Source organism: Pseudalkalibacillus sp. A8 (assembly GCF_045920555.1).
Lineage (GTDB): Bacteria > Bacillota > Bacilli > Bacillales > Fictibacillaceae > Pseudalkalibacillus.
Map to the genome: position 1 here is coordinate 1,106,582 of NZ_CP174509.1, position 26,792 is coordinate 1,133,373.

Sequence of the window (26,792 nt, forward strand, 5' to 3'; positions counted from 1 at the left end):
ACCTGCTTATAGGTATCACCTCAAATCTAAAACTTATTCCACAAGTATGTAAAGAAAATTGCATTAGGCTGTTTTGTATAGATTGTTGTTTTTTGAAATTGGGAAATATACTCGCTTTCCGCGGGAAATCTGCAAACCTCCTCAGCTCGTTCCTCGCTTGCGGGGTCTCGCTGCTAATCGATGTCCATTCCTCTCCTTATCTGCTTTCAATTAGCAACAAACTTTTAGAAACAGCCTTGTATTAAGATTGGAAATTATAAAATATTTGATTGCTTTTCGGCGAACACAGTGATAACTTCGAATTAGAAAATATGACAGATTATAGGGGAGAGGGAACATGAACACCAAAGCATTTTTGATGGCATTGACGACGGTCATCATATGGGGATCTACATTTGCAGCGATTCGTGCTAGTCTTCACGGCGGATATACTGCAGGTCATTTGGTTTTGACACGTTACTTCATCGCATCGATGATTTTCATCCTTCTCTCTCTTTTACCAGGGATCCGAATCCGAGTGCCTTATAAGAAAGATCTGATGAAAATCTTGCTGTTAGGCTTTGTTGGGATCAGCATTTACAATATCGGGGTCACATTCGGTGAATTGACTGTATCGGCAGGTACCGCTGGGATGTTGATTGGTTCGACGCCCGTGTTCACCGCTTTGATCGCTGTTCTCTTTTTGAAGGAACGTCCAGGGGTTTCGGGATGGATCGGTCTTGGGATCGGGTTTGTTGGTATTCTTCTGATCACATTAGGAACATCTGGATCATCCTTCAGTATTTCAAGGGGAGCTTTTCTAGTATTGATGGCGGCAATCGCCACATCGTTGTTTTTTGTTTTTCAGAAGTCTCTTCACTACCGGTATAGCCCGCTTGAATTGACGGCTTATTTTACATGGGCAGGAACAATACCGTTTTTCATCTTTACACCTGGTGTTTTGCAAGATATACAACACGCGACACTTGAAGCGAATTTAGCCGCACTCTATACAGGGGTATTTCCTGCAGCTGTCGCTTACATTACATGGGCGACTGCGCTTTCACTCGGACGGGCGAGTACCGTGACAAGCATGCTCTATATCGAACCGGTTATCGCGATTTTCACTGCATGGGTATGGCTGCAAGAATGGCCAAGCACCCTTTCTTTGATCGGTGGTATCATCGCAATAGCAGGTGTCCTTGTTGTCAATGGTTTAGGAAGAAAGCCCCGCAACATCTCGAAAAAAGCTGCCTGAACGTTGATTATGGAATCTCCCTTGTAGTTTGGGGGATTTTTCTTTTGGTAAAATCGATTCATATAGAACAAACTTGTTTCGTTGTTTCATCGGTAGGGTACACCCCTAATGTGTAATCATTATTACATAATAAACGTCCTAAGGGGGAACGGCGCGATGAGTGATAAGCAAAATAAGAAACATGAACAGCTTGAACAAGATCGTGTGGATGATTCAGGTAAGAAATTGACGACCAACCAAGGTGTCAAAGTTTCTGAGGATGAATTTTCATTAAAAGCGGGTGAACGTGGTCCGACCTTGATGGAAGACTTTCATTTCCGTGAAAAAATGACGCACTTCGACCATGAGCGTATCCCTGAACGAATCGTGCATGCTCGCGGATTTGCTGCTCACGGTGAATTCCAGGTTTATGAATCGTCGATGAAAAAATATACGAAGGCGGACTTCTTGCAGGATCCTTCTAAGAAAACCCCTGTTTTCGTCCGTTTTTCAACCGTGGCCGGATCAAAGGGTTCCGCAGAAACGGTACGGGATGCACGCGGGTTTGCGACGAAATTTTATACAGATGAAGGAAACTTCGATTTAGTAGGGAACAATATCCCGGTTTTCTTCATCCAGGATGCAATGAAATTCCCTGATCTCGTCCATGCGTTAAAACCAGAACCTCATAACGAAATGCCTCAAGCAGCCACTGCACATGATACGTTCTGGGATTTTGTGGCGAATAATCAGGAGTCTGCTCATATGGTGATGTGGGCGATGTCCGGTCGGGCGATCCCAAGAAGCTTCCGTATGATGGAAGGTTTCGGTGTCCATACATTCCGTTTCGTAAACGAAAAAGGAGAAGCCCATTTCATCAAGTTCCACTGGAAGCCAGTACTGGGAACGCACGCCCTCGTATGGGATGAGGCCCAGAAAATATCCGGGAAAAATCCGGACTTTCATCGTGCAGATCTTTATGAATCGATTGAGAATGGAGATTATCCAGAATACGAATTAGGCGTGCAGATCCTAAAAGAGGAAGATGAGTTCAAGTTTGATTTCGATATCCTTGATCCGACAAAAATTTGGCCGGAAGAAGAGGTGCCAGTGAAGTTGATCGGGAAATTGACCTTGAACCGAAACGTAGATAACGTATTTGCAGAAACGGAGCAAGTTGCGTTCCATCCGGGTCATGTCGTTCCAGGCATAGATTTTTCGAATGATCCGTTGCTGCAAGGCCGATTATTCTCTTATACAGATACCCAGCTGATCCGTCTAGGCGGACCGAATTTCCATGAGCTGCCGATCAACAGGCCAGTATGTCCATTCCATAACAACCAGCGTGATGGCTATGGAAGACATACGATCAACAAAGGACAAGTCAGCTATCATAAAAACTCACTTGCACAAAATACTCCTGAAACAGCAAGTGAAGAGGAAGGCGGCTTCAAGCACTACCAGGAAAAGGTGGAAGGTCATAAAATACGTGCCAGAAGTGATAGCTTCAAAGATCATTTCTCACAAGCGACCTTGTTTTGGAACAGTATGAGTAAGCATGAAAAAGAGGATATCAAACAAGCCTTCAGTTTTGAACTTGGAAAAGTGGAAAGTAAATCTGTACAACAGCAAGTCGTCGACATGTTTGCAAATGTCAGCATGGAATTAGCCGCCGATGTAGCAGACGCGATCGGGGCTGACACACCTCAAGGTGAGGATTCTAATGTCACAAAATCATCACCTGCGTTAAGCATGGATAATACTGTGAAAAAACCAGATACACGTAAAGTTGCGGTTATTGTATCAGATGGCTTCAATGGTAAAGAGGTTGCTCCTGTGTTGGAGGAACTGGAGGAAAAAGGCGTACAACCTGAAATCGTCAGTGACAAGCTGGGTTTGCTCAAAGGATCAGACCGTAGGACCCTTGAAGTTGCTCATACCTTCCTGACTGCTGATTCCGTCTTATTCGATGCGGTCTATGCTATAGGAGGAAATTATGAGAACAGGAAGTTCTATAATGACGCTACTTACTTCATTTCTGAAGCATTCAACCATTTCAAACCGATCGGTGCCACCCATGAAGGAACAGAATGGATCAGGAAAATCGGTTTTGACAACAGCTCAGGTGTCGTAGTTGGAGACAATATCAACGAATTTATCAATCAATTCGTCGAAGCGATCGCTAAACACCGCCATTGGAATAGAGTACTAGTTTAAAAGAGAATTGGGCTATCACATAAGTGTCTGACACTATTGTTTTGTGACAGCCTCATTTTTTGAAAAAGCTGTCCAATGAGGACAGCTTCCTTTTGTTATTTCATCATTTTTGATGAGTAATGGAGAAATACACTGAAAACAATCCACAGATGTCCCCCTATGAAACCAAATCCACCAAATATCCCAACTTCTGAGGAAAAATATCCGAAGCTTAATCCAGCGAAAATCAGTACACCATTCATTCCAAACGATTGGAACGAATCGATTGTCGCTCTCATGTTGGAGTTGATCCGATGATGCAAATATCCCGTCGTTATCGGTTCAAGAAGCCCAGAGGTGAAGCAAGATGATAAAGATTGTAAATCAAATGTTAGGTTTATAGTTCATACTAGAAGGCTCCTCTCAAATTTGATCTGGTGTATGTTCAAAATGGAGGACCTCGGATGCGGTGTGCTCTTACATATTAACAAGGAGGCCTGGGTAACGTTGCCATCACACTTCTGCTCCATCATGTGATTTCTTACTCACATTATAATGTAAAAGGGAAAAATTTATTAAATATTTACAATAATACGAACAATTGTTCTTGTTATGAGTTAGGAAAAAGATTATAATTAGGGAGTGGTCAAACTTATGAATTTAGGAGAGTGAAACGGATGAAAAATCAAGCTGTACCTTATCTGACGTTTGATGGAAATGCGAAAGAAGCACTAGGTTTCTACAAGGACCTTTTTGAAGGTGAGGTCATTGAGAGCCAAACATTCGGTGAGGCAGATTTCCCGACTCCACCTGAAGCGGATGAACGGATCATGCATGCAAAGTTCAAGAAGGGTGAATTGTTCTTCATGGTTTCTGATACTTTTCCTGGGCAAGGGCTTGAAAAAGGCAGCAATATCTCATTGGTCCTTGAACTGGAGAATGAAGAAGAAATCCAAACCCTCTACGATCGTTTAAGTAAAGATGGTACAGTTTTGATGGATTTACAGGATACATTTTGGGGAGCGAAGTATGGCAAGGTGAAGGATGCTTACGGAATAACGTGGGACTTGAACTTCACAAAATAGAAGATGGACGCTCTATAAAACTACAATGAAGCCGATTCTGATAAAAGGATCGGCTTTCCTATCGAAATATAGTTGACAAAGTCAACTATATCATTTACATTTAAAGTGGTTCGAATTTTTTAATAATAAAGGAGGGCTTTTTCATGTCAACAAAACAATACATAGAAAAGGTAAGGAAATTCAATAGGTTCTATGCAAACGTATTAGGAAAAATCGATCAGGACATCTATAACCAGCCTTTTCCCCTTACAGAAGCTCGGGTCATCACTGAAATTTATTTAAAAAATGGCTGCACAGCAACGGAAATCAGAGAAAACCTTGGCATTGATCGCGGTTATATGAGCCGTATCTTGCAAAAATTCGAAGATGAAAAGATCATCCAAAAGAAACAGTCGTCTAATGATAAACGACAATACCTGCTTTACCTGACTGATCATGGAATCGCCATTTACAACGAACTTGTTGAAAATGCAAACCGTGGGGTAGGGAAAATGATCCAAAATTTCTCGGAGGACGATCTTACAAGACTTGTTACAGCCATGGAAACCATTGAATCTGTTCACCAGTCACAACATTCAGACAAGCCAAATGTTGTAATACGGCCATTCAAGCCCGGGGATATCGGTTACGTAGCCTACCTCCATGGAAGGTTTTATGAAAAAACTTACGATTTTGGAAAAATGTTCGAATGCTATGTGATGAAGGGGTTGACAGAATTCCGGCTTCAAAACGAAGGAGGCGAACTTTGGATCGCTGAAGTAGAAGGTGAAATTGTTGGGTCGATAGCGATTACAAAATACAGTGACACAGTGGCTCAGCTACGCTGGTTTATGCTCGATAGAAATTATCATGGAATGGGGATCGGCAAGAAACTTATGGAAACTGCAATCGATTTCTGTAGAAACCAAAATTATGACTATGTTTTTTTATGGACAGTAAGCGTTCTGGATGCAGCCCGTTCTCTTTATCAAAAGTTTGGTTTCAAATTCACAGAAGAAACACAAAATGATGAATGGACAAAAACGCCTATAGTCGAGGAACGATGGGATCTTGAACTCATCAGCAAATAGAAGCAAACATCGGGAAACGGGTTTATACGAAAGCCCGTTTCCCAAGTTGTTCTTGGAGTCCGTTGTGTCCTGCTAGTTTTACCCAAATGACTGCCCCTTCGGATGATCATAAGGAATAGTGTTTTAGACCGCCTCGGGTCAGTTAGTACCCATGCATATGTATTCTTGTAGGGTGCGGGTGATATGATTCTCTTTAGGAACACAATGATAGGCTTCTCCTTGTTGATACTCTTCCAAGCTTATTTTTCTACAATCAATCAGGTCGGCAGTACCGAATATCATCCCTGTACCGCTTTTGATCAGAGCAATCTTCCCCCGGATAATGGGATTCGTTCCTCTAATCTCCCATGTTTTCCTCCCGTCTAATATATGATCGAATCAAGGTGATTTGATTAATAAACCGTTCATATCAAGCTCCTCATCAATTTTTCTGGTTATAGGTCCTGTAAATCGTCGAGGGACACTAAAAAGATTATAAAACATCTATACTATAGACGAGACAAAACGGGATTAGTAGAAAATCACTTTCTGAGGGACCTTACTCACATAAAAACGTATATGGACCAAGCAGATAAATAGAAGAGGTTCAGATGAGTAAAATTTATAGGCTCCTCATCCTTGTCATGATGGTTTGTGTGATCAGCGGATGCAGTAATCAGAAGAATCATGAGCAAATGCAATCGGAAGAGCGATTGAAAGGAACATGGAATGGCGCGATTCAGGTACCTGACCAACCACTCAACATCCTCGTGAAGTTTGATGAAAAAGAAGAGTTGACAGGTACGATCAGCATACCAGTACAAAATGTAGAGGACTTCGGGTTATTGGAAATAAAACTGAATGGGGATAAGGTCAATTTTAAAATGCCCCTGCAAGGGCAGAAGATCAAAATTGGAAAAAGGTAAAATAACGGGAACATTCACCCAATCAGGTCAAAGCTTTCCTTTTGAACTTGAAAAAGGTGATGGTACCGCTGAGCAGCCTGATGAAAACGAAGACCTCCTGACGATTGAAACACCAGAAGGCACTTTATATGGGTCACTGATGGCCTCCGAAAGTAACGAACCTTCGCCGATCGCACTCATTATTCCTGGTTCTGGACCGACAGACCGGAACGTGCCAGAGGATCGGGAAGGAAATCTTGCGATGTATTCGGATCCATCGTTCCCGCTGGCAGACGGCTGATAAAAGGAGTTACGGATTTTATAATAAGAAATGAAATAAAAGAATAATTTCAGATTGCCCTGCTTTAAAAAATTGCAGGGCTTTTCGTCTAAAAACATGTAGTATGGCCTGAGGAGATACAGGCTTAGTCTATGAAAAAGGTGCATACACGTGTTTTTACGTAAAAAACGTTGAATTGTTAACCGTTAACAAGAGTAGTATTCGTAATGAATTTGATCCCTCTGATCCGCTGGCAATCGACTATGAATGGATTGTCATCACTTGCATCAATCAGAGTTACGCAACAGTCTTTATGATCAAAGCATGTGAAGATATAATCCTGATCTTCGAAAAACTCATCATCCCCTAAGGTGATTTGGATGACATCCCCCACTCTAAGCTTTTTGAATTGGTCACAAACACAACCTTTACAATCCTTTTTATTGCATCCACAACTCATAACAATATCCCTCCTTTTTCTTAATCATTCTCAAAAATCTTTACTCCGGCGATCCGCGTGCAATCAAAAAATACGATCGAATCTTCTTGAGGTCGATTTACGGTTATGCAGCACTTTCTTTCATCTAGACACAAGAAAACAAAGTCCTCATTCTCGAAATATTCATCCGTGTTATCTATGGCAATTTGAATCGTAGTGCCAGTTTCCAACTTGCGGAATAACTTACAGATACAAGTATCACACTCATCAAAATGTTTTTTCATAATTCCCCTCCTTCTATCATCAAACTATTGTATAACGTTACTCTGCAGATGCTGGCAGTCCATTTACGTTTACAATTTCAAATGCGACAAGTTCATTACAGTCCAAAACGAATGCATTGTTATCAGTAGGATCGATCAAAGTTACACAGCACGTTTTTTCATCAAAACATACAAATCGATATTCCTGATCCGCTTCAAAAAAGTCTTCTAGAAAAGCCAGCCTGATCAGAGTACCTTTTTCCAGATCTCTTAGCAGATCGCAAAGACAACTTTTACATTTGCTTTCCTTTTTTGCATGCCGGACTGTTTCCCCTTTATCAAAAAGCCCTTTTTTCCTCAATCTGAACCCCTCCCTTGATTTAGATAAAAAGATATACTACATGCTATGAAGAATGTGCATTTATGTATAGACGAGCACCTAATAATCCCCCAAGTCAAGTTCATTCGTGCTTACTGTTTATAATCTTAAAAAAACAAATCAGACCCGCCTATTTTCACTATCTTGCCGTGACCTGAATCTACTAAAATGCGTAAACTATTAATAAAAATGATAGAAAGAGGTAAAGGAAAACTAAAATGAATTACTCCCCTAATAGACTCCTCATCCGTTTTCACGCCGAAACCCCTCGTCAGAAATGTGCTCAGATCCATCGACTAGCCAACGCCAAAGTGATCCGGGATATAAAGGAATTGGGTGTTCAGGTTGTTGAGACTGCTCCTTCTCAAATCGATACTTGCCTTCAATGTTATGCGAATTGGGATGAAGTCGAATACGTGGAAAGAGATGCCATCGTCAAAAAACAGCTTGTTCCGAACGACCCGTTGTTTTCACAACAATGGGGGGTTATGAAGATCGTAGCCACCCGGGCCTGGAACATAACCAGAGGTTCCACAAAGGTTCCGATTGCTGTTCTTGATACAGGTATCGATGCGACCCACCCAGATCTACAAGCTAAAATCATCTTGAATGCCAATTTTTCAGATTCCTCGTCCACACAAGATTTCGATGGTCATGGAACTCACGTAGCAGGGATAGCAGCAGCTGTCACTAGGAATGGGATCGGTGTAGCTGGCCTTGCAATCAATCCTACCTTGATGAACATCAAAGTACTCGGTGATGATGGGACAGGCTCTTTAAGCAGTGTTGTCCAGGGAATTGTCTACGCTACGGATAACGGGGCGAAAGTCATCAACATGAGCCTCGGGACAACGTCCTTCAGTTCAATCCTCCATGATGCCGTGAAATATGCCCAAAGCAGGGGTGTCTTGATGGCGGCAGCGGTTGGTAATGATGGGCTGAACCAGCATAACTATCCAGCAGCTTTTGCGCAATGCATCAGTGTAGCAGCCGTTGATAGGGATGATACGAAAGCCCTCTTTTCAAACTTCGGAGCTTCTTGGGTCGATCTCGCTGCACCCGGGGTCGATATCTTATCTACTTTGCCGACCTATCCTAATGGCACTGGGCAGCATAATTACGGTTACCTTTCAGGAACATCCATGGCGACACCTTTAGTGAGTGGACTGGCTGCATTGCTTTTATCACTGAACCGCAATCCGAAGGTAGTCAGACAGACAATCGAATCGAACACCGTACCTGTTACCGGTGCAGGGACACTTTATGAATTCGGTCGCATCAATGCTTACAATGCCCTGTTAAACCTTCCCCGCTAAAAAACACCTTAAAAGTGTTATTATCCCCTTGAAGTAGACAGTGAAAAAACACCATTTTACACTTCTACTTGGAGGGGATTTTGTATGGCTAAAAAAGGGCAAGTATTTAAGAAATATACTAAAGAAATAAAACAACAAGCTGTTTCATTGTATGAGGAGGGCTGTCTGAGTTATAAGGATGTTGCCCAACAATTAGGTATCCGTAATAGCACACAAGTGAAGGCTTGGGTGAAAAAGGTACGTAATGGAGAGTCACTAAATGAAGGTAGAGGGTCTAGATCTCATGGTCCAAACCCAATGAAAGGACGTCTTCGTAAGAACTTTAACAGTGTAGAAGAAGAGAGAGATTACCTTAAGGCCCAGGTGGACTACTTAAAAAAGCGTTATCCCAATCTACACGGGGAGGGATCATCCCAAAAGTAAAACGTTTTAAAGTAATTCATCAATTAAAGAAACGTTATCCTATAACTTGGTTAGTAGAAATAGCTAAAGTTTCAAGGCAAGGCTATTACAAGTGGAAAGATAGTCGTGAAAAACGCCAAGGGCGTATGGAACAGACGCAGATGTAAAAGAACACTTGATAGCTATTCACCGAAAATATCCCTTCTATGGTAAGCCTAGACTTAAGGTTGCTCTTAGAAAGAAGGGCTTTCAAGTTAATCATAAAAAGGTGCATAGACTCATGAAAGAATTGGAGATCCAATCGACTATACGAAAAAAGAGAACATATTTTGGTCAGCAACCTTCGGTAGTTATCCAAACCGACTAAAGAGAGAATTTAAAGTGGATAAACCGAACAAAGTTTACGTAACGGACATTACATACATTCGAGTAGGAGATCGATTCTATCACTTTTCTGCGATCCAAGATTTATTTAACAATGAAATTGTAGCTTGGGAGTTGTCGCATCGAAATGACTTACCTCTTGTCATCAATACATTAGCGTCTCTAAAAAAAGAAAGAGACGTGAGAGGAGCCATGATCCATTCAGATCAAGGGTTCCAATACACGTCTAAACACTACAGTAACCACATTGAGAACATGAGCATGGTCGGCAGCCACTCTCGCAAAGGAAACTGCATCGACAATGCTTGTATTGAGTCGTTCTTTTCACATCTCAAAGTGGAAACCTCTTATTTCACTCAGTGTAAAACAGCTGAAGAACTCAAGCAAACACTTGAAGAATACATTAACTTTTACAACCACAAACGATTCCAAAAACGATTAAACCAGTGTGCTCCAATAGAGTATCGGTCCACACTGGCTGCATAGTTTTTTCTCTACTGTCCACTTGACAGGGGTAAGTCCAAAGTGAAGGTGTTTTTTTCAGGTATTGTCTCGATTTTTCCAAGTCTTGTCGTGATAATCGCTTTATCTGTCGCGATTCAAATCATGATCCTTAGCCATGCTTCAGAGCGTCTTGACTGTTTTCCGTTCAACTAAACGGAAAGGCATCTGCTTGTGATGGGCAGTATCAACTTTCAACACTGCGTGAAGAAGTTCTATTCCCATATTCTCTAAAGGGAGGTCGATGGTGGTCAGTTGCAAGTACTCAGAAATAGGGTGGTTATCGAAACCGATGATAGAAAGTTCATTAGGGATGAAGATTTTTTCCTTTGAACACTGCATCAGGATCCCAGCAGCTACCTGATCACTCGTCACCAACAATGCAGTCGGTTTTTCCGCTAGACGCAAAAGATGATGGACCACTTTTTCACCATCTTCAATGGTGTAGGAGTGATCGAATATCCATTCTTCACGAACAGGTTCACCTATCTTGTCCAACGTGTCAAGGTAGGCTGATTCTCTTTGTTTACTGTTCTTCCCTGTCCGTCTGCCGATACAATACCCTATTTGTCTATGGCCACGATTGATCAGAAAATCCAATCCGATTTTAAAAGCTTGATAGTGATCGATGTACACTGATTTTACGTTTTGATTCTGCCCGTCCTCACATACGACGATGGATCCGTAAGTTTCATACTCCTCAATAATGCTCCATTCACATTCACGCGAGCAGATGATCAAGCTGTCAATTTGCTTCATCCTCAACATTTCCAATGCTTCGATTTCCTTGTCCAAATCATAATCCGTTTGAAAAAGAATCAACTTGTAATTATTCTTTCGGGCTTCGTTCGCAATCCCATCAAGAATGGAACTGAAGTAGGGGTGATTGATAAAAGGGATGACAACTCCAATCAGTTTTGTTACACCCTTTGTTAAATGGACAGCGTTGATATTGATATGATAATTCATCTCTTCAATCGCTTCTAAGACAAGCTTTCTTTTTTCTTCACTCACATAGGGATGGTTGTTCAGGACTCTTGAAACCGTCGTTACTGAAACCCCTGCCGTCTTCGCTACATCTCGTATATTCGCCACGGAACCTCACCTCTATTTTTGATAATAACACTTGCTATGAAACGCGTTTCATACATTATAGTCAAATCAATTAAACCATATAAAGGATGTGTTAAGCATGTTAAGTGGTTTCATTGCATTGATCTCTTTATGTCTGGTGGAATTGGCAGGAGCCCATTTCGTACTGAGAACAAAACCGGAGTCCAGTAAGAAGCAATATGAAAAATACGAGGATTTTTTTTATGAAAAGCGCCCTTAATTTGTATACCAGGCACCAAAATTCAGCCCTTATGCCCCAACGGATTTCAGAAGGTGCCTGGCACACAAGATAACCATGACATTAGGCGCACTTTTCTCTATGAAAAGTGCGCTTTTTTCAAAGTTCATATACCATTTCTACCAATTTATTGATATTATTTTTAAAAAAGGTCTTCTTAAAATTACATAGAGAGTATAAGAATAGGCATGTCTTTTTCTAATGTCGCTTTAGGGTGGTTAAAAAATAAAAACGGGGGATTGGATTATGAATTCATTGCCTATGGATACCATCGCCGTTCTAGACAAAATAGGGGACAATATTTTTATCCTGGATACTCATCTCGATATTTCATTCATCAATGATTATGCCGTAAACATGATTGAACAAATGAACTTCAAGCTGGATATAACGGGAAAAGAGGACCTCATCGGAAAAAAATCGATATTTTGGACATGGATGGTTGTAATACACTCTTAGACTCGATCCACAATGGTCCTTTTCCAGCCAATGCAAACATCAGGTTGCTTAATGGCTCTTCAATCAAAATCCTCATTGATCGCTTTTCTGAAACTTCCTTCCATGTCAAAACATATCCTTTCAACTCTCCTCCGATGTAGTATGATTCTTTAACGAACACTGTGGAAAACAATAAATTATGTGAAGAAGAGTTAAGGGACTATTTGAAAGATCAGTATCAATCCGCTTCCTTCAAGATTGTAAAAGGACAAAAAGTGACGTGATGAATATTCAGATCTATTCAACATTCGAAACGACAACTGCGCTGGAATTGGCGATATCAACACTGGAGAAACATGGGTTCAAAAAAGAAAATATATTTGCCGTACCTCTGGATAATCGACAAGAGGATCGGAAACTATTCGATACGATCCATCGGTCAGACGGCACTTCACATGTGGACATAGGGATGACCCTTGCCACCGCTTTTTCTGTAATTGGCGCCAGTATCGGGTTTAAACTCGCATGGGGACCGATATATTGGGGCTTGATCGGAGCGTTTACCGGGTTTCTTATAGGGTTCTTGATCAGACTATTTGTCGAAATGGTCATAAAAAAGAAGAAGAGAAAACTGAAAGGCAAACATTCTGAAGTGATTCTAATCATAGATGGTGAACCATCCCAAGTGGAATTGGTGGAAGAAATTCTCTGGAATCATTTCGCACTCGGTTTAGCTAAAGTCATGAAATAATTTTTCGCAGCTGAAAAGGATTTTATATAAAGCTATCGAACAAAAAGAGGAACAGAATTATGGAATTGATCGGAGGCGATTGATATGAAAAAGGACTTTGATAAGTTGTAACGATTAACGACTCCATCTTATGCCCGACCTCCACCGTAAAAAGGCTTCAACGGAAGTGTATAAAACAAAAAATGGAGGTTTGGTTATGAGAACGGAGAAAGAAATGATGGATTTAATCCTGTCAAAAGCTGAAAACGATGAACGGATAAGAGCGGTCGTATTGAACGGTTCCCGGGTGAACCCTAACGTCAAGAAAGACATTTTCCAAGATTATGACATTGTTTATCTTGTAAATGACATTGCCTCTTTTACAGATGACCATAGCTGGGTGGATTACTTCGGAGAGAGGATCATGATGCAGATGCCAGAGGATAAAGTGCTCCCGCCGGCCGAAAAAGACGGCAAATTCCCTTATCTCATGCAATTCATGGATGGTAATCGGATTGACTTGACACTGATCCCAGTAAAAATGATAGATGATTACAATTGGGATAGCCTTAGCATTCCACTTCTGGATAAGGATGATCTTGTAAGTGATATGCCACCAGCTGATGATCGGGATTTCCATATAAAGGAGCCTGGTGAAAAAGAATTCGAGGATACGTGTAATGAGTTCTGGTGGATTTGTTTGAATATCAGCAAAGGGATTTGGCGGGAAGAATTGTCCTATGTCATGTTCATGTACGAGCAGGTGAACCGGAATGTCCTGATCCAGATGATCGAATGGGATATCGGCATCCAGACGGACTTCAGCAAAAGTGCAGGCAAATTCGGGAAGTACTTCAGAGACTTCCTGGATGAAGAGGACTGGAATCAATTTGTTGCGACCTATCCTGGCCCTGATTTTGATAAAATTTGGGATGCCCTGTTTGCAATGTGTGGCCTCTTCAGGAAAAAAGCGATAAGCGTAGCAGACCACTTCGAATATGACTATCCTTATGAAGATGCTCAGAAGGTCTCGGCCTATCTGAGAAGTGTTCAACATCTTCCTAAAGATGCAGAGACACAAATTCTGCAAGGGGAAGGCAAATGATCCGAGCAGCTGCAGCAGAAATACAGGATTCAGAAGACCTTTTACAAATTGATGAAACAGTATTCGGGAATATGAATCGGAAATCAACGATCGAAAAAGCTATCTTGGAGGGAAGGTGTCTTGTTGCACGCTCGGATTCTTTCCTCGTAGGGTTTTTAATCTATAACACTGATTTTTTTGATTGCAGCTTCATTTCCCTTATCATCGTCCCTCCTTCGGAAAGAAGAAAGGGCATAGCGAGTAGCTTGATACAATACTTTGAAAGGATCTCCCCAACTAAGAAAATATTTTCGTCCACGAACGAATCCAATGATCGAATGGTTAAAGTGTTTTCGTCATTAGGGTATGTGAAAAGCGGATACCTTGAAAACTTGGATGAAGAAGACCGGGAAATCTTTTATTTTAAAAAACAGAATGAATAAAATGGACGCTATCTGTTCGATGGCGTCTTTCTGTTTTAGAGTGAATCAATAAAAACTGGAAGTTGATGCAATAAACCGTTGAACCGTGCAATCCATCTTAGAAATATGCAATTATTTTTAAAATGGTGCAATCATCCGCTGAAACCGTGCAATTATTTTAATACTCGTGCAATTGTCCACTGAAATCGTGTAATCTCCATTCAAAACGGTGCAATTATCTTCCACATCTATGTTCTGCTTATGATTTTTAGATTTAAAAAAAGTACAAAGTCCAACAATAGGGGGCAATAGTTCCGAAACGTACAACAAAAAGCAGTTTAAACTGCTTTTTAAGCCTACCAAATTGTCTTGTGCTTATTGGTTGTCACAAACCGCGGAATCAAGTAAACTAGCTAAAACTATTTTTCGAATCAGGAGACGATGAAAATGAGGACCGTTTTATCAAAATTGCAGGATCTCCCTTATCTGTTGCTGGTCATTGCCACATTCTTCTGGGGTACGAATTTCGTCATCAGTCGAATACTCGTTAATGTCATTCCTCCTGTCCAGCTTTCGCTTGTTCGCTGGTCGGTAGCTTTTCTTGTATTTCTTCCTTTTATCATCAAGGACTTGAAGAAAAATAAAATGATCATCCAGAAACATTGGAAAGTGCTTACCGTTATGGCATTGACTGGTGTTGCTGGATTCAACACGCTGTTGTATCTTGCCGTCCAGTACACCACTTCAATCAATGCTTCTTTGGTCAATTCTTTGGCACCACTATTGATGGTATTACTCTCCGTGATCTTTTTGAAAGATAATCTCTTTAAAATCCAATACCTCGGTGTGATCCTATCGTTTGCAGGTGTGTTCATCGTCATAACTGGCGGACATTTAGAGACACTGCTGGCTCTAAGGATCAATCCCGGCGATCTTTTGGTGTTTGCAGCCGTCATCCTTTTTTCCATCTATTCGGTCTTGATGAAAAAATTCGGCGTAGATCTACCGAAGAAAACGACATTCATCGTGACGATTTTCATTGCAATTATCAGTTTAATCCCATTCGCATTTTACGAAAGATCATATCGAAGCATTCCTTTAGACGTATTGCCGCTCGAAGCCCTCTTGGCAATCGTTTACCTGGGGATTTTTCCAAGTATCGTCTCGTTCATCTGTTGGAATGAAGGTGTCATGAAGGTCGGACCAGCAAGGGCATCGAATTACTTGCACCTTATCGTATTTTTCACAACGATCTTAGCGGTTGCTTTTGCAGGTGAACAATTGGTTGCAGCACAGGTGGTCGGAGGTTTGTTCATTTTATCCGGGGTTATTTTAGCGTCCAATCCGCATTTCATTTATAAAAAATCCACCTCTGCTGTGAATAGATTTAATTGAAAGGCGTCTTCGAACTCAGAAGGCGTTTTTCTTGCTCTATAAGAAAGTATAAGACCAACTATGGCTCAGTCGCCACAGGCTTGGTTTTGCCAAGTTTTCTTTGCAGGATTAGAAAGGTGGGAATAGAAATGGATAAGACATATAAGATGGACAGGAGATGACAGAATGGATCTTACCCTAGTGATTGACAACATGACTGAAAAGGACTGGGATCAGGTGAAAGAAATTTACCAGGAAGGTATTGACACCGGGAATGCCACTTTTGAAATGGAAACTCCCTCTTGGGAAATTTGGGACAGCGGCCATTTACCTGACTGCAGGTTCGTGGCAAGGTATGAAGAAGAAATGATAGGATGGGCTGCGTTAACTCCTGTTTCAAATAGGTGTGTCTATACCGGCGTTGCAGAAGTGAGTGTGTATGTCAGTCAAAAGAGCCAAGGAAGAGGCATTGGAACAAAACTGCTCGATTTCCTGATAAACAGGAGTGAAAAATACGGCATATGGACACTCCAGGCAGGTATTTTTCCTGAAAACCGATCTAGTATGGCATTACATAAAAAAGCAGGATTCAGAAAGTGGGACGAAGAGAAAGAATAGGCAAAATGGCTGGAGTGTGGCGGGATGTCATACTGATGGAACGAAGAAGCAATAAGGTCGGCATCGAATAAGAGCGGTAATATGTATACATTTTATGAGTCTCAATATTCATTCACTGAATATTGAGAAGTTAATTCCATAATGGGAAGGGTGGAACGATATGGGTTATGAAAAAGCGTTAGATGATTACATATCCGCAACGAATACGCATGATTTTGACAATATAGAAAGGCTTTTAGCTGATGGAGTGGTCTATTGGTTCTCGGATAAAACCTGTGTCACTAAAGAGGAAATAAAGGATTATTTCGAAAATGCTTGGGATACAATCCGCGACGAAATCTATCGTGCCGCCGATGTCCAGTGGATCTCTGTCGATGACCACTCAGCAGTTTGTTTGTATACATTCATATGGGAAGAATTTTATGAAGGAGAATTTGCCTCTGGCACAGGGCGTGCAACCAATGTTTTTGTGAAAGATGAAAACGGATCATGGAAACTGAAGCATGAACATTTGAGCAGCTGACCACTGCTCTTTTCTTATGCCCCGTACCTATTCTGAAAAGAATTAGACAGCAAGAAAAGCGATGAATGACTTATCAATCATTGATAGGTTGGAAGAAAAGAAGGGGTGTAGAGAATGAAAAGGTCAATTGGTTTATTTGAAGGAATTGCTTTGTATATTGCTGCGATTTTAGGTTCGGGCGTACTGTTTTTAACTGGTGTTACAGCTTCAACTGCAGGGCCAGCGTCATTGGTATCCTGGTTGATTGTCATCATGATCGGTTTTCCGCTCGCTTATTCTTTTGCTTGTCTTTCACGTGAATATGCTGATGCAGGGGGAGCAGCAACATTTGTCCGAAAAGCATTCGGGTATCACTTTGGAAATATAGTCGGTTGGTTTTATTTTGTGACGGCAGCTGTAGGGCAAACAGTCGTTTCTATGACAGGTGCTTTTTATGTCAGCCAGGCGTTTGGGTTTACTAAACTTGAAAACATGGTGGTTGCGTTACTGATACTTACAATCGCAGGTATTTCGAATTTCTATGGTATAGAGGTAAGTGGGAAAGTAGCCTTGCTCTTGAGTGCTTGCCTGCTTGGATTATTACTTTTAGCGGTATCAGTGTCCATACCTAAAATCGAATGGGGTTATTTCACTCCTTTCGTTTCAAATGGCTGGTATTCAATAGGCACAGCAGTAACCATCATATTCTGGTCTTTTTTTGGATGGGAAGCAATTTGTAATTTAGCAAACAACTTCAAACACCCAGAGAAAGACATTGTAAAAAGTACCCTCATTAGTGCGATCATTATCGGTCTTCTGTTCTTGGCGTTAAGCTTTGTAACGATCGGGACAGGGACCTTCGGGAATATAGAGAGTGATCTATCTCCTGTCGGTGTTATAATGGGGGATATAGTAGGGATAAATGCGAAAGGGGTAACAGCAATCCTGGCGTTCATCATCTGTACAGGGACATCAAATGCGTTTGTTGCAAGCCTCACTCAACTGGGATTTTCGTTAAGTCGTGATGGTGCCTTTCCAAAAACACTTTCAACTTTGCACCCGATCAATCATATTCCGAGAAGGATGGTCGTTTTTGTAATCGTTTTTGCTGCTGCTGGCGTGATTGTAACAGAATTGGCATCCAAGACATTCAATGATATTTTATTTATTCCGACATCCTTAGGGATTTTAGTTTATATATTATCGATGGCATCCGGCATAAAGTTATTAAAATTCAAAACATTGCCTTGGTGGTGTTCGTTGGCCGCACTCATCCTTTGTATCCTTGTCCTTCCGTTTTTCGAAATGTATATTTTTGTTCCGGTCATCGTCACAGGATTATATGCAGGGTATATGGTGTTCCAACGATATTTTGTTACTCAAAAAGGTAGGTTGAGATCATATGACAACATCAAAAGACCTGACGATCAAAAAATGTGGGAAGCAACAATTAAGTGTGACGCACGTTTTGATAATACATTCTATTATGCGGTAAAAACGACTGGCATTTTCTGCCGACCCTCTTGTAAATCCAAAGCTCCCAATTATGAAAACACCGTCTTTTTCATAACAGCTGATGATGCACTTCACAGTGGATTTCGACCTTGCAAAAGATGCCGACCGGATTTGTATACACTTGATTATGATCCGCAAAATGCTCTCGTAGAAAAAGCGAAAACGTTCTTAGAAGAAACCTATCATGAAAAGCTCACCTTGAATCATTTAGCTGACGAAATCGGAGTCAGCCAGTTTTATCTGAATCGGATTTTCAAAGAAAAAACGGGTTTTACACCACATAAGTATTTAGAAAAGTTAAGAATCCGAAAAGCGATCACCCTTTTAGAATCGACCGAACTCACCAGTACGGAAATATGCTTTCAAATCGGTTATGAAACACTGTCAAGTTTTTATAAAGCCTTTAAAAGGGAAACCAGTTGTTCACCAAAAGAATTTTGTAAAAAGATTGAATAAACAGATGACCTCTAAGGTTTTTATATACGTATAATCTCAATCTCTGATTACATCCTCAACTGCATTTAATAGTCATTGAAGATGTTTTGGTGAAGGGGAGGTGTTGTTTTCAATTTCAGAAAACAAATCCTTTGTCTGGTTTCCCTGAGCTTGTGGTTGATTGATTGCTGCATTTGGATTCAAAAGCCTTTTTATATCCTCGATATCCTGTTTTAATTGTTGGAATTCCTTTTTGGTAACAGGCTGTGCATCATTTTTCAGCATATACCCGATTTGCCCATTAGGTTCGAGGGTTGCCCATTTAACATTCTCTATAGCGGTTACGTTTTGCTGGCGTAATTTCATTTCAAGTTGATCAACCGTGAAACGCATCTTTTTTAGATTAGATTCCTTCAAGGTTCCATTTTCAATAATAATTTTTGATTTCCCAGTAATCAATTTCTCTGCAGGGTTGAATTTGAGTTGTATGAATTCCATGGCAACTAAAGTCAATACAAGAATAGTACCTACAAGAAAGGTAGTCCATAAATTTTTTCCTGCAACGGGCTGTATTAAGAGGGAACCGATTGCGATCATGATTACAGTTTGGGGCAAGGTCATCTGTGAGATGGACTTTCTCCCTGCTATACGCAATAAAAAAGTACCAACCACGATAATTAACACGGCTTTCCATATCCAATCGAAATCCATTCTTACACCTCCTATTCATATCCTCACATCAAAAGGTGCATTTTATTCACCGCACGATCAGCAATTCTTTTTCCCTGTAAAATATTGTCCATCTTGTTTTTGGATAGCTTATAGGTTCTTCGGAAAAACTTTTATAACGAAAAATAAAAACACTTGGAGGCTTTTTAATGGATACAAGAAAGAAGGACTTTAAAGATAGCGACAAGGTTGCAGGAAAGAACTATGATCCCTCTGATTATGAAAAGAATTCAGAATTAAGTTCAGGCATGGCAATGACCCACGAACAAACAAGTGATACGTTGGTTGAAGGGACGATTGATGGCAAGATTGATGATATCAATGGGACAGACGAAAAAATACCAAGAAAAGGGTACAATCGTTAAGTAAATCGACGGGGTGTGAAACACTATGCCAGGGAAAATCATGTTAATAGGGGGCCATGAAGATAAACAAGGAAATAAAGAAATCCTGAAGATGTTTGCAGAACTCTGCGATTATGGAAGCATAGGAGTTGTAACAACAGCAAGCAGTGTCCCTGATGATGTATTCAAAGACTACAAGAAGGCATTTCACGCTTTAAAAGTGAAAGATATTATTCATTTTGATATCCAAAAGAACGTCCAGCAAAAGGAATTCGCGGAAAAACTGGACACCATTGATGCATTGTTTTTTTCTGGCGGGGACCAACAGAAGTTGTCTGAGGTTTTTAATAAAAGCGATTTCCTGACAAAAATGAAGGAAAAATGGGAAAATGGATTGCTGTTAGCCGGGACGAGCGCAGGGGCTTCAATTTGGGGAAGTAAAATGATTGTCCAGGCTGAAGAAGAGAATCATGAAATCAAAGATATTTCGATGAAGGATGGATTCGGTTTCATCACCAACCTGATTATCGACCAGCATTTCTCCCAAAGGGAACGGTTTAGAAGGTTGATCTATGAGGTAGGAACGACAAAGGGTGTCGGGATCGGAATTGATGAAAATACAGCTGCCATATATGAACAAAATCATCTGAGAACGGTGGGGGAGAACATGGTGACGATCATGGACGGCCGGAATATTTCCTTTTATGCTGCAGATAAAACCAATGAAGGATCAGTGTCAGGAATTGAACTTCATCTTATGGAGAGCGGAGACAAGTTTTCAATGGAGACAGGTAAATTACAAGTAGAAATGGATGAGGGCTGAGAACTCCTTGATTTGAAGTTTCAGCCCTCTTCTTTTTTAGGTTAGGAATTAGTCCTAATCGCGATCATTGTTCAAGTCTGGATTAGGTTCTTCGGAAAACTCAGTCGCAAAATCATCCTGACGTGCATAACGATTACGTTCGTTATCATCATCGGGTAATATTTGATTCTGCATATAACTATGGAAGAACCATTCCCCTATAGTTATTCCAATCGCTGCGTATAAGGAAGCCAGACCTAATGGGATGTTTTCTTCTATGAAACCTCCACCAATCATCCAAACCCCTAAATACGCTAACCCGAAATCTACCAAGGTCGCCATTGCATTGCCGAATCGAGGCAATATCACCAAATCTCCTATTAGATAGGCTGCAATAGTAAGAAAGAGGCTGATTGCAAAGATATCTCCAAAATTCACCCCATAAAATAAACCAAGTACTACCCATAGAACTGCAGTAACCATTACGAATTTGACTAATAATGCTCTGATATGCTTCATTTTATTTCCCTCCTTGTTAGTAATATCTCCTAATTTATACCAGTCATGCGGAATAGGCCTATGGTTTTTTAAGAGTAAGATAGGAACAGTTTGAATGTTTTGTATTAATTAGGTTCCATCATTTTCTGTTTTCAAGATCCCGACATTGAAGGCATCGTTGAGAAAATTAAAGAATATGACGGAAAACAGAGAATGCCGATCAGTGAATATTATCCAGGTGAAAAACCGTTCAAAATTGTTTATGTGGAGGATCCATTCGGAAATGTTTTTGAAATCTATACCCATAGCTATAAACTGACTTATTCAGAAGGCGCTTATTAATTTGAAATCAAGGCAAATCTGTAATCTCGATAAATGTCCAAACCAAATACTTGTCTCGCCATAAACTGATAAAAGAATAAATACAAAAAAGGTGAGGAAATGAAAAGAGACAATTATTTGAGATGGTCAAAGGTACCTTACGGAGGAGAAAAAAATCCGCCGGATAACCCGGTAGATCCTTTTGCTGGCTCATGGCCGACTTATTTTATTAGACGAAAGGGAAACCGTTTTGCAGGACCTCATGGATTTATTGATTTTAACCTTCGAAAACCCGACGACATCGATTGGGAAGACGAGTTGAAGTTGGTACAGCAGACATTGGCCAATATTACTCCAAAACAAATAAAGATTGCAAAATACTGGGGAACTGGAGTTGCGACAAAACAATGGACACCTATTATCGATAGGTTGATAGACACATATGGTTTGACTCCAACGTATGCGGCAAGAGTATTGGCTGCTGTACAAGCAGCGATAAGCGATACGTTCGTTGTCGTATGGTATTACAAATACCTTTGGGACGTCGCCCGTCCGATCCAATACGATCCAAAATTAGAACCTATCCTGTGTACACCTCGATTTCCGGCCTATGTTTCTGGCCATTCTGCAATCTCTAGTTGCGCATCGGTCATCCTAAGCTACTTTTTCCCTGGGGAAGCCAAACGGCTTCAACAACTTGCTGAACAAGCTTCATTATCAAGGGTTTATGCAGGAATCCATTTTCCTGTTGATACTGAACAGGGGATGAAACTTGGAAAACGCATTGGAGAAATTATCGTTTCTCGATTAAGACAACAAAAAGATTTCAAGGGTAACCGCGTGGACACCCCGTTCTTCGAAAACCGGAATGCGGACTTAATACCACCTCCTTACAGCCAGGCCATACCATTTCCTTTCAATCAAAATTGCACTTCAAACACGAGATCCCCAAATCCTGAACGTTCTATAAACCGACCAAAGTTCTTTTACTCTGAAATATTCAATAAACTTTTATAAGAGATTAATATTCCGTTTACAATCAGCTGGTAGTATTTGAAATAACAACCAAACCGAATACATGCACCTTTGAAAGTGTTTTAAACATTTCAGTAGAGGAGTTGTTTTAAGTGAAAGAGATCACGGTAGTAGGAACAGGTAATGTTGCGATGCGTTCAGGTCTTGAACTGGTTCGTCTTGGACATAAAGTGACGTGTCTGCAGGAACAACGCGATACAAAAGCCCTATTGATTTCTCAAAATAACAATATGGAACTGACGAATGACAAGAAATCCACATATAAGAACTCCTCAATTATATTCTTAGACGTTGAAATACCCATCCTTGGAGAAGATGAGGTGGACATGTCTGAGGTAGAAGAAATTTTAAACGATATTTCCGAGTTTGCAAGACATGATTTCACCTTAGTCATAAATAGTGAAGTGCCAGTTGGGACGAATAAATGGATACTGAACCAACTTCGTGAAAAGTTCAGTGGATTACCGATCAGGTTTGATGTTGTAACCAAAACAGACCTTTCTCATATCAATGGGAAAATCGTTATCGGGACACACAGTGAAAATTCAGCTGAAACCATTGATGCCATTTATGAGACATACAGACACAAAATCATGCACACAACACCTGAAAATGCGGAATTCTTCAATTTTGATCTTGCCTATGCCAATTAAAACATGGATTAAGTAAAAAAGTGGTTGATCTCATATTTGATCAGCCACTTTTTCTAATGGAACAAACATTATGTCCAAAAAAAGGAATTCTAGTTTAAAACCAAGAAAGAGGCCTTTACATCTTCCCAAGTGCTTTTTTAGTTGCTGGACCTACAACACCGTCCACTTTCAATTTCTTTGCTTTTTGGAATTTACGGACTGCAGCATCCGTATTATTCCCGAATATGCCATCAATTCCTTTCGTATTGTATCCTAATTCAGTCAGTCGTTTCTGTAGACTTTTCACTTCAGACCCGCGGCTCCCCTTTTTCAAAACTGAGGTAGATACAGGGACTGTGGAACCATTCGCCACTTTAAAACCATTTGCTGTAGCAAGGGCGGTAAAGGATTTTCCTGACGTCGTAATGATGACAGGGGTATTTACAGGAACTCTGTTGTATAGCCATTGCACTTCGTTATTGTACATTCGGATGCACCCAGCACTTACATATTGACCAATCAAATTGGCATTGTTGTTCCCGTGTATTGCGTATGTGGTTCCCCATGTTCCTCTCGCGTTCAGGCCAAGCCAGCGATTTCCTAGTGGGTTCCTTGGATCTCCTCCTGGTATTTTCCCCGTATAATAGGGACGGTTCACAATTTTATTGACGATCTTGAATTTGCCTTCCGGTGTGTAGGATGGCTGTTTCCCCGTTGCTACGCTGAACACTTTGGTCAATTTATTGTTTTCAAAGTATCCAAGTTGATTGTTCGATTTATTGATGATGATAAAAGATGTTGCTGAGGCTGACGCTGGTTGTTGCAAAAAGAAAAACATGAAACCGACCAATAACAAACCGACAATTACTTTCTTCAATCCTATCTTCATCTCTCTCCGCCCATTTCCCTGTAGATTTCAAAGCCTCTTATTCTATGCTGGAGAGAGGTATCAGTATTACATTCCTGTAAAGAAATTTAATAAAAAAATCATGCATATTTTTCAGACTTTATGAAATAAAAATTTCATGTTATTATATTTTGTGAAATGAAAACTACTTAAATGGAGGTCCTGCTATTGGCACAAATAAGATCGAATACGAAGCAATCTGCAGAGTCATTCGAGAGAGCGAAGAACGTAATTCCTGGTGGTGTCACCGCGAATATCAAGGATATTTCGCCACATCCGATTTTTATGGAAAAAGGGAAAGGCAGCAAGTTGTACGATGTGGATGGCAATGAATATATCGATTATCTGCTTTGTTACGGTTCACTGATTCTCGGTCATGGGCATCCAAAGGTGATCGAAGCCGCAACAAAACAAATGAAAGATGCCGGCACCACGATTTTCGGGACACCGCATAGGTTGGAAACGACCATGGCAGAAAAATTGATTTCACTTTATCCTGGAATTGAAATGGTACGGTATACAAACTCCGGGTTGGAAGCGACGTTGCTTGCGATTCGGCTGGCGATGGCTTTCACAGGTAAATCGAAGCTTGCCAAGTTCGAAGGACATTACCATGGCGGCTACGATCAGGTTTTATTAAGTGTCAATCCGGACGAACAGCGCGCAGGCCAAACTGATCAACCGAATGCTGTGCCGGAATCACGTGGAATTCCAGACTACTATATAGAAAACACAATCATCCTTCCGTTCAACGATCTGGCTGCTACAGAAAAGATTTTACGAGCAAGAGCTCATGAAATCTCTTCCATTATTATGGAACCGGTGCAAGGGGGCTTTATCCCTGCAGATCGACAATTCATGAGTGGGATCAGACAAGTTACGGAAGAACTGGGGATCCTGCTCATCTTTGATGAGGTGAAAACAGGGTTTAGATTGTCACTAGGAGGTGCGCAGCAACTATACGGAATAAAACCAGATCTCACAGCTCTCGGAAAAGTTCTCGGTGGTGGTTTCCCTGTTGGTGCGATCGGAGGCAAGAAGAAGATCATGGAAATCAGCGCACCGGATGGAGGAAGAGACATCTTGACTGCCGGGGCTGAAAATGCGGATAAACAAGACGCGCTTTTCCATAGTGGAACGTACAATGGCCATCCGACGGTACTAGCATCTGGGCTTGCGACAATTGAAGTCCTTGAGCAGGATGGTACGATGGAGAAACTGATTGCTGATACGATGCAATTTCGAAAAGAACTGGAAAAGCTGTATAGACGATATGACTACCCGATGCAGACAATAGGAGAAGGAAGTATTTTCAACATCATCCTGGCAGAAGGAAACATTAAGAATTACCGTGATATGAACAAGGCTGATACGCATTTTAGAAAAGAGTTGGACTATGAATTGATTGAGCAAGGTATCTACACGAAACCGCTCAACCGCTATTCCATGTCAGTTACACATACGGAAGAGGATATTGAACACACGATCCATGCGCACGAAAAAGCAATCAAGTTGGTCCTGCATAAAAGATCAGCCGTAAAAGGCATTTAATCTGAAAGGAATTTAAGATAAGCTGAAGGTAATGATTTTTGTGAAAGAGGTTCGTTATGGATATGAATGTATATAAGATCATCTCTGAAAAAATGGCATCGATGAGCAAGTCACAACTGAAAATTGCTCAATATATTTTAAAAAATCCAAACCAGATCCCTTTTTTGAACGTGGGGAAATTGGCAAAAGCAGCCGATGTAAGCGATGCTACAGTGGTGCGGTTCGCAACATTCCTCGGTTTTTCAGGCTATCCTGAATTCCAGCAGTACCTTCAGTCCTCGTTACAGCATCAGTTGACCACAACAGAACGACTTAAAATGTCTAAAGAGGTTTATGGTGAAAAGGATGAAGAAATAACCGACATCCTCAAGGGTGACTTGGATAACATCGAGACGACGATGAACAATTTAGATATAAAAAGCTTCCGCCTGGCTGTCGAGTACTTGTTGAAAGCCCGAAAAGTATACATCATAGCGAATCGGAGTGCAGTCGCCCTTGGCACATTTCTCCACTATTATCTAGATATGATCCTTGACCATGTGGAGATGCTTGATTCGATCGAGCAGGATGCAGACCGTCTGTATGAATTGCAAAAAGACGACCTGGTGATCGGAATCAGTTACTCAAGGTATACAAAAAGTACGGTAGAGGTCTTTTCCTATGCGAAAGAAAAGGGTGCGATGACGGTAGCACTGACTGACAATTTGTTGTCACCGCTCATCCCACATGCCGATGTATCATTGACAGCGGCGAGTCAAATGCCTTCATTCATCGATTCGTTCGTTGCCCCAATGAGTGTGATCAATGCTCTGATCATCTATACCGCAAAAGAGAAAAAAGAAGGATTTGAAAGCAGATTGAACGCATTGGAGGAAGTTTGGAACAGATTCGATGTCTTCTACTGATTAAAAAATGCCGCTTAAGAATGTCTCATAAAAAGTGCCGAATCCCCATTAAGGTGAAATTGTGCGGGATCGGCACTTTTTTTCAAAAGGCTGTTTTCGTATAGATTGTTGTTTTTTGAAAATTGGGAAATATACTCGCTTGAGGGGTCTCGCTTAGCTTGCTTTCCCGCAGGAGTCTCGCATA

31 protein-coding genes and 3 pseudogenes are annotated in these 26,792 nt (G+C 40.9%); 26 read left to right on the plus strand and 8 right to left on the minus strand.

Annotated features, from left to right (window positions below):
* Window positions 1–337: 337 nt before the first annotated feature.
* The 5 genes from ACJROX_RS05765 (at window position 338) to ACJROX_RS05785 (ending at window position 5,567) form a co-directional block, all read left to right on the plus strand.
* On the plus strand, window positions 338–1,237 hold the full coding sequence (locus ACJROX_RS05765; protein ID WP_408009805.1) for a DMT family transporter: 900 nt from the start codon (window positions 338–340) through the stop codon (window positions 1,235–1,237).
* Between the two features lie 156 nt (window positions 1,238–1,393).
* Window positions 1,394–3,433, plus strand: a complete 2,040-nt coding sequence (locus tag ACJROX_RS05770; protein WP_408009806.1) for a catalase — start codon at window positions 1,394–1,396, stop codon at window positions 3,431–3,433.
* Between the two features lie 159 nt (window positions 3,434–3,592).
* The gene (locus ACJROX_RS05775; RefSeq protein WP_408009807.1) at window positions 3,593–3,730 is read left to right on the plus strand and encodes a hypothetical protein; all 138 of its coding nucleotides are present in this window, start codon (window positions 3,593–3,595) and stop codon (window positions 3,728–3,730) included.
* A 359-nt stretch (window positions 3,731–4,089) separates the two neighbouring features.
* Window positions 4,090–4,497, plus strand: coding sequence for a VOC family protein (locus ACJROX_RS05780; protein WP_408009808.1), 408 nt, complete (start codon window positions 4,090–4,092; stop codon window positions 4,495–4,497).
* 143 nt (window positions 4,498–4,640) lie between these two features.
* On the plus strand, window positions 4,641–5,567 hold the full coding sequence (locus ACJROX_RS05785; RefSeq protein WP_408009809.1) for a GNAT family N-acetyltransferase: 927 nt from the start codon (window positions 4,641–4,643) through the stop codon (window positions 5,565–5,567).
* Window positions 5,568–5,705: 138 nt separating this feature from the next.
* Here the strand turns inward: ACJROX_RS05785 and ACJROX_RS05790 are convergent, their stop codons facing one another.
* On the minus strand, window positions 5,706–5,936 hold the full coding sequence (locus tag ACJROX_RS05790) for an ASCH domain-containing protein (protein ID WP_408011588.1): 231 nt from the start codon (window positions 5,934–5,936) through the stop codon (window positions 5,706–5,708).
* Between the two features lie 221 nt (window positions 5,937–6,157).
* Between ACJROX_RS05790 and ACJROX_RS05795 the strand changes: the two genes are divergently transcribed.
* Window positions 6,158–6,472, plus strand: a complete 315-nt coding sequence (locus ACJROX_RS05795) for a hypothetical protein (protein WP_408009810.1) — start codon at window positions 6,158–6,160, stop codon at window positions 6,470–6,472.
* Window positions 6,459–6,752: a hypothetical protein gene (locus ACJROX_RS05800; RefSeq protein WP_408009812.1), complete on the plus strand. Its 294-nt coding sequence runs from the start codon at window positions 6,459–6,461 to the stop codon at window positions 6,750–6,752. Before ACJROX_RS05795 ends, ACJROX_RS05800 begins: the two co-directional genes overlap by 14 nt.
* Window positions 6,753–6,930: 178 nt before the next feature.
* On the opposite strand, the gene ACJROX_RS05805 is transcribed toward ACJROX_RS05800, so the two are convergent.
* The 3 genes from ACJROX_RS05805 to ACJROX_RS05815 are packed head-to-tail and all read right to left on the minus strand — an operon-like array spanning window position 6,931 to window position 7,794.
* The gene (locus ACJROX_RS05805) at window positions 6,931–7,191 is read right to left on the minus strand and encodes a hypothetical protein (protein WP_408009813.1); all 261 of its coding nucleotides are present in this window, start codon (window positions 7,189–7,191) and stop codon (window positions 6,931–6,933) included.
* A gap of 20 nt (window positions 7,192–7,211) precedes the next feature.
* The gene (locus ACJROX_RS05810; protein ID WP_408009814.1) at window positions 7,212–7,454 is read right to left on the minus strand and encodes a hypothetical protein; all 243 of its coding nucleotides are present in this window, start codon (window positions 7,452–7,454) and stop codon (window positions 7,212–7,214) included.
* A 37-nt stretch (window positions 7,455–7,491) separates the two neighbouring features.
* The gene (locus ACJROX_RS05815) at window positions 7,492–7,794 is read right to left on the minus strand and encodes a hypothetical protein (RefSeq protein ID WP_408009815.1); all 303 of its coding nucleotides are present in this window, start codon (window positions 7,792–7,794) and stop codon (window positions 7,492–7,494) included.
* Window positions 7,795–8,030: 236 nt separating this feature from the next.
* Here ACJROX_RS05815 and ACJROX_RS05820 point away from each other — a divergent pair, with 236 nt between their 5' ends.
* Both ACJROX_RS05820 and ACJROX_RS05825 read left to right on the plus strand, forming a co-directional pair.
* A complete protein-coding gene (locus tag ACJROX_RS05820) occupies window positions 8,031–9,128 on the plus strand; it encodes a S8 family peptidase (RefSeq protein ID WP_408009816.1) in 1,098 nt (365 codons plus the stop codon).
* 84 nt (window positions 9,129–9,212) lie between these two features.
* Window positions 9,213–10,400: pseudogene (locus ACJROX_RS05825) on the plus strand (IS3 family transposase).
* A 138-nt stretch (window positions 10,401–10,538) separates the two neighbouring features.
* On the opposite strand, the gene ACJROX_RS05830 reads toward ACJROX_RS05825, so the two are convergent.
* A complete protein-coding gene (locus tag ACJROX_RS05830; RefSeq protein ID WP_408009817.1) occupies window positions 10,539–11,510 on the minus strand; it encodes a LacI family DNA-binding transcriptional regulator in 972 nt (323 codons plus the stop codon).
* A gap of 97 nt (window positions 11,511–11,607) precedes the next feature.
* Between ACJROX_RS05830 and ACJROX_RS05835 the strand changes: the two genes are divergently transcribed.
* The 10 genes and pseudogenes from ACJROX_RS05835 to ACJROX_RS05880 all read left to right on the plus strand — a co-directional run bounded on the left by ACJROX_RS05835 (window position 11,608) and on the right by ACJROX_RS05880 (window position 18,905).
* Window positions 11,608–11,748, plus strand: a complete 141-nt coding sequence (locus ACJROX_RS05835) for a hypothetical protein (RefSeq protein ID WP_408009818.1) — start codon at window positions 11,608–11,610, stop codon at window positions 11,746–11,748.
* A gap of 264 nt (window positions 11,749–12,012) precedes the next feature.
* Window positions 12,013–12,225: a hypothetical protein gene (locus ACJROX_RS05840; protein WP_408009819.1), complete on the plus strand. Its 213-nt coding sequence runs from the start codon at window positions 12,013–12,015 to the stop codon at window positions 12,223–12,225.
* Between the two features lie 268 nt (window positions 12,226–12,493).
* Entirely contained in the window at window positions 12,494–12,955 is a 462-nt protein-coding gene (locus ACJROX_RS05845) for a hypothetical protein (RefSeq protein ID WP_408011589.1), read from the plus strand.
* Between the two features lie 196 nt (window positions 12,956–13,151).
* On the plus strand, window positions 13,152–14,039 hold the full coding sequence (locus tag ACJROX_RS05850; RefSeq protein WP_408009820.1) for an aminoglycoside 6-adenylyltransferase: 888 nt from the start codon (window positions 13,152–13,154) through the stop codon (window positions 14,037–14,039).
* The gene (locus ACJROX_RS05855) at window positions 14,036–14,461 is read left to right on the plus strand and encodes a GNAT family N-acetyltransferase (protein WP_408009821.1); all 426 of its coding nucleotides are present in this window, start codon (window positions 14,036–14,038) and stop codon (window positions 14,459–14,461) included. The genes ACJROX_RS05850 and ACJROX_RS05855 overlap by 4 nt, the downstream gene beginning before the upstream one ends.
* A 426-nt stretch (window positions 14,462–14,887) precedes the next feature.
* A complete protein-coding gene (locus tag ACJROX_RS05860; RefSeq protein ID WP_408009822.1) occupies window positions 14,888–15,835 on the plus strand; it encodes a DMT family transporter in 948 nt (315 codons plus the stop codon).
* 165 nt (window positions 15,836–16,000) lie between these two features.
* The gene (locus tag ACJROX_RS05865; protein ID WP_408009823.1) at window positions 16,001–16,432 is read left to right on the plus strand and encodes an N-acetyltransferase family protein; all 432 of its coding nucleotides are present in this window, start codon (window positions 16,001–16,003) and stop codon (window positions 16,430–16,432) included.
* Window positions 16,433–16,592: 160 nt separating this feature from the next.
* Window positions 16,593–16,955: a YybH family protein gene (locus tag ACJROX_RS05870; protein ID WP_408009824.1), complete on the plus strand. Its 363-nt coding sequence runs from the start codon at window positions 16,593–16,595 to the stop codon at window positions 16,953–16,955.
* Window positions 16,956–17,069: 114 nt separating this feature from the next.
* Window positions 17,070–18,350, plus strand: a pseudogene (locus ACJROX_RS05875) (APC family permease); the annotation flags it as partial.
* An 18-nt stretch (window positions 18,351–18,368) separates the two neighbouring features.
* Window positions 18,369–18,905 carry a bifunctional transcriptional activator/DNA repair enzyme AdaA gene (locus ACJROX_RS05880; protein ID WP_408011590.1) on the plus strand — a complete coding sequence of 179 codons (537 nt, stop codon included), beginning with the start codon at window positions 18,369–18,371 and terminating at the stop codon, window positions 18,903–18,905.
* Window positions 18,906–18,977: 72 nt separating this feature from the next.
* Here ACJROX_RS05880 and ACJROX_RS05885 read toward each other — a convergent pair whose 3' ends face one another.
* Window positions 18,978–19,595 carry a DUF421 domain-containing protein gene (locus tag ACJROX_RS05885; RefSeq protein ID WP_408009825.1) on the minus strand — a complete coding sequence of 206 codons (618 nt, stop codon included), beginning with the start codon at window positions 19,593–19,595 and terminating at the stop codon, window positions 18,978–18,980.
* A gap of 167 nt (window positions 19,596–19,762) precedes the next feature.
* On the opposite strand from ACJROX_RS05885, the gene ACJROX_RS05890 reads away from it, so the two are divergent.
* Both ACJROX_RS05890 and ACJROX_RS05895 read left to right on the plus strand, forming a co-directional pair.
* Window positions 19,763–19,978: a YozQ family protein gene (locus tag ACJROX_RS05890; protein WP_408009826.1), complete on the plus strand. Its 216-nt coding sequence runs from the start codon at window positions 19,763–19,765 to the stop codon at window positions 19,976–19,978.
* Between the two features lie 25 nt (window positions 19,979–20,003).
* Window positions 20,004–20,780: a cyanophycinase gene (locus tag ACJROX_RS05895; protein ID WP_408009827.1), complete on the plus strand. Its 777-nt coding sequence runs from the start codon at window positions 20,004–20,006 to the stop codon at window positions 20,778–20,780.
* A gap of 54 nt (window positions 20,781–20,834) precedes the next feature.
* On the opposite strand, the gene ACJROX_RS05900 is transcribed toward ACJROX_RS05895, so the two are convergent.
* Window positions 20,835–21,278 (minus strand): YndM family protein, encoded by a 444-nt coding sequence (locus tag ACJROX_RS05900; RefSeq protein ID WP_408009828.1) that lies wholly within the window; start codon window positions 21,276–21,278, stop codon window positions 20,835–20,837.
* Window positions 21,279–21,404: 126 nt separating this feature from the next.
* Between ACJROX_RS05900 and ACJROX_RS05905 the strand changes: the two are divergent.
* The 3 genes and pseudogenes from ACJROX_RS05905 to ACJROX_RS05915 all read left to right on the plus strand — a co-directional run.
* Window positions 21,405–21,599, plus strand: a pseudogene (locus ACJROX_RS05905) (glyoxalase); the annotation flags it as partial.
* Window positions 21,600–21,698: 99 nt separating this feature from the next.
* The gene (locus ACJROX_RS05910) at window positions 21,699–22,595 is read left to right on the plus strand and encodes a vanadium-dependent haloperoxidase (protein ID WP_408009829.1); all 897 of its coding nucleotides are present in this window, start codon (window positions 21,699–21,701) and stop codon (window positions 22,593–22,595) included.
* Window positions 22,596–22,705: 110 nt separating this feature from the next.
* Window positions 22,706–23,266 (plus strand): hypothetical protein, encoded by a 561-nt coding sequence (locus ACJROX_RS05915; protein WP_408009831.1) that lies wholly within the window; start codon window positions 22,706–22,708, stop codon window positions 23,264–23,266.
* 115 nt (window positions 23,267–23,381) lie between these two features.
* On the opposite strand, the gene ACJROX_RS05920 is transcribed toward ACJROX_RS05915, so the two are convergent.
* Window positions 23,382–24,134 (minus strand): L,D-transpeptidase family protein, encoded by a 753-nt coding sequence (locus ACJROX_RS05920; protein WP_408009832.1) that lies wholly within the window; start codon window positions 24,132–24,134, stop codon window positions 23,382–23,384.
* Between the two features lie 171 nt (window positions 24,135–24,305).
* Between ACJROX_RS05920 and ACJROX_RS05925 the strand changes: the two genes are divergently transcribed.
* Together ACJROX_RS05925 and ACJROX_RS05930 are read left to right on the plus strand one after the other, a co-directional pair.
* Window positions 24,306–25,703 carry an aspartate aminotransferase family protein gene (locus tag ACJROX_RS05925; RefSeq protein WP_408009833.1) on the plus strand — a complete coding sequence of 466 codons (1,398 nt, stop codon included), beginning with the start codon at window positions 24,306–24,308 and terminating at the stop codon, window positions 25,701–25,703.
* Window positions 25,704–25,759: 56 nt separating this feature from the next.
* Window positions 25,760–26,608 carry a MurR/RpiR family transcriptional regulator gene (locus tag ACJROX_RS05930; protein WP_408009834.1) on the plus strand — a complete coding sequence of 283 codons (849 nt, stop codon included), beginning with the start codon at window positions 25,760–25,762 and terminating at the stop codon, window positions 26,606–26,608.
* Window positions 26,609–26,792: the final 184 nt, after the last annotated feature.

Bases quoted from the DNA above. Each gene is read 5' to 3' on its own strand.
- ACJROX_RS05765 (WP_408009805.1), top strand. From the start codon at position 338: ATGAACACCAAAGCATTTTTGATGGCATTGACGACGGTCATCATATGG.
- ACJROX_RS05770 (WP_408009806.1), top strand. From the start codon at position 1,394: ATGAGTGATAAGCAAAATAAGAAACATGAACAGCTTGAACAAGATCGT.
- ACJROX_RS05775 (WP_408009807.1), top strand. From the start codon at position 3,593: ATGAAACCAAATCCACCAAATATCCCAACTTCTGAGGAAAAATATCCG.
- ACJROX_RS05780 (WP_408009808.1), top strand. From the start codon at position 4,090: ATGAAAAATCAAGCTGTACCTTATCTGACGTTTGATGGAAATGCGAAA.
- ACJROX_RS05785 (WP_408009809.1), top strand. From the start codon at position 4,641: ATGTCAACAAAACAATACATAGAAAAGGTAAGGAAATTCAATAGGTTC.
- ACJROX_RS05795 (WP_408009810.1), top strand. From the start codon at position 6,158: ATGAGTAAAATTTATAGGCTCCTCATCCTTGTCATGATGGTTTGTGTG.
- ACJROX_RS05805 (WP_408009813.1), bottom strand. From the start codon at position 7,191: ATGAGTTGTGGATGCAATAAAAAGGATTGTAAAGGTTGTGTTTGTGAC.
- ACJROX_RS05810 (WP_408009814.1), bottom strand. From the start codon at position 7,454: ATGAAAAAACATTTTGATGAGTGTGATACTTGTATCTGTAAGTTATTC.
- ACJROX_RS05820 (WP_408009816.1), top strand. From the start codon at position 8,031: ATGAATTACTCCCCTAATAGACTCCTCATCCGTTTTCACGCCGAAACC.
- ACJROX_RS05835 (WP_408009818.1), top strand. From the start codon at position 11,608: ATGTTAAGTGGTTTCATTGCATTGATCTCTTTATGTCTGGTGGAATTG.
- ACJROX_RS05840 (WP_408009819.1), top strand. From the start codon at position 12,013: ATGAATTCATTGCCTATGGATACCATCGCCGTTCTAGACAAAATAGGG.
- ACJROX_RS05850 (WP_408009820.1), top strand. From the start codon at position 13,152: ATGAGAACGGAGAAAGAAATGATGGATTTAATCCTGTCAAAAGCTGAA.
- ACJROX_RS05855 (WP_408009821.1), top strand. From the start codon at position 14,036: ATGATCCGAGCAGCTGCAGCAGAAATACAGGATTCAGAAGACCTTTTA.
- ACJROX_RS05860 (WP_408009822.1), top strand. From the start codon at position 14,888: ATGAGGACCGTTTTATCAAAATTGCAGGATCTCCCTTATCTGTTGCTG.
- ACJROX_RS05865 (WP_408009823.1), top strand. From the start codon at position 16,001: ATGGATCTTACCCTAGTGATTGACAACATGACTGAAAAGGACTGGGAT.
- ACJROX_RS05870 (WP_408009824.1), top strand. From the start codon at position 16,593: ATGGGTTATGAAAAAGCGTTAGATGATTACATATCCGCAACGAATACG.
- ACJROX_RS05880 (WP_408011590.1), top strand. From the start codon at position 18,369: ATGTGGGAAGCAACAATTAAGTGTGACGCACGTTTTGATAATACATTC.
- ACJROX_RS05885 (WP_408009825.1), bottom strand. From the start codon at position 19,595: ATGGATTTCGATTGGATATGGAAAGCCGTGTTAATTATCGTGGTTGGT.
- ACJROX_RS05890 (WP_408009826.1), top strand. From the start codon at position 19,763: ATGGATACAAGAAAGAAGGACTTTAAAGATAGCGACAAGGTTGCAGGA.
- ACJROX_RS05895 (WP_408009827.1), top strand. From the start codon at position 20,004: ATGCCAGGGAAAATCATGTTAATAGGGGGCCATGAAGATAAACAAGGA.
- ACJROX_RS05900 (WP_408009828.1), bottom strand. From the start codon at position 21,278: ATGAAGCATATCAGAGCATTATTAGTCAAATTCGTAATGGTTACTGCA.
- ACJROX_RS05910 (WP_408009829.1), top strand. From the start codon at position 21,699: ATGAAAAGAGACAATTATTTGAGATGGTCAAAGGTACCTTACGGAGGA.
- ACJROX_RS05920 (WP_408009832.1), bottom strand. From the start codon at position 24,134: ATGAAGATAGGATTGAAGAAAGTAATTGTCGGTTTGTTATTGGTCGGT.
- ACJROX_RS05925 (WP_408009833.1), top strand. From the start codon at position 24,306: ATGGAGGTCCTGCTATTGGCACAAATAAGATCGAATACGAAGCAATCT.
- ACJROX_RS05930 (WP_408009834.1), top strand. From the start codon at position 25,760: ATGGATATGAATGTATATAAGATCATCTCTGAAAAAATGGCATCGATG.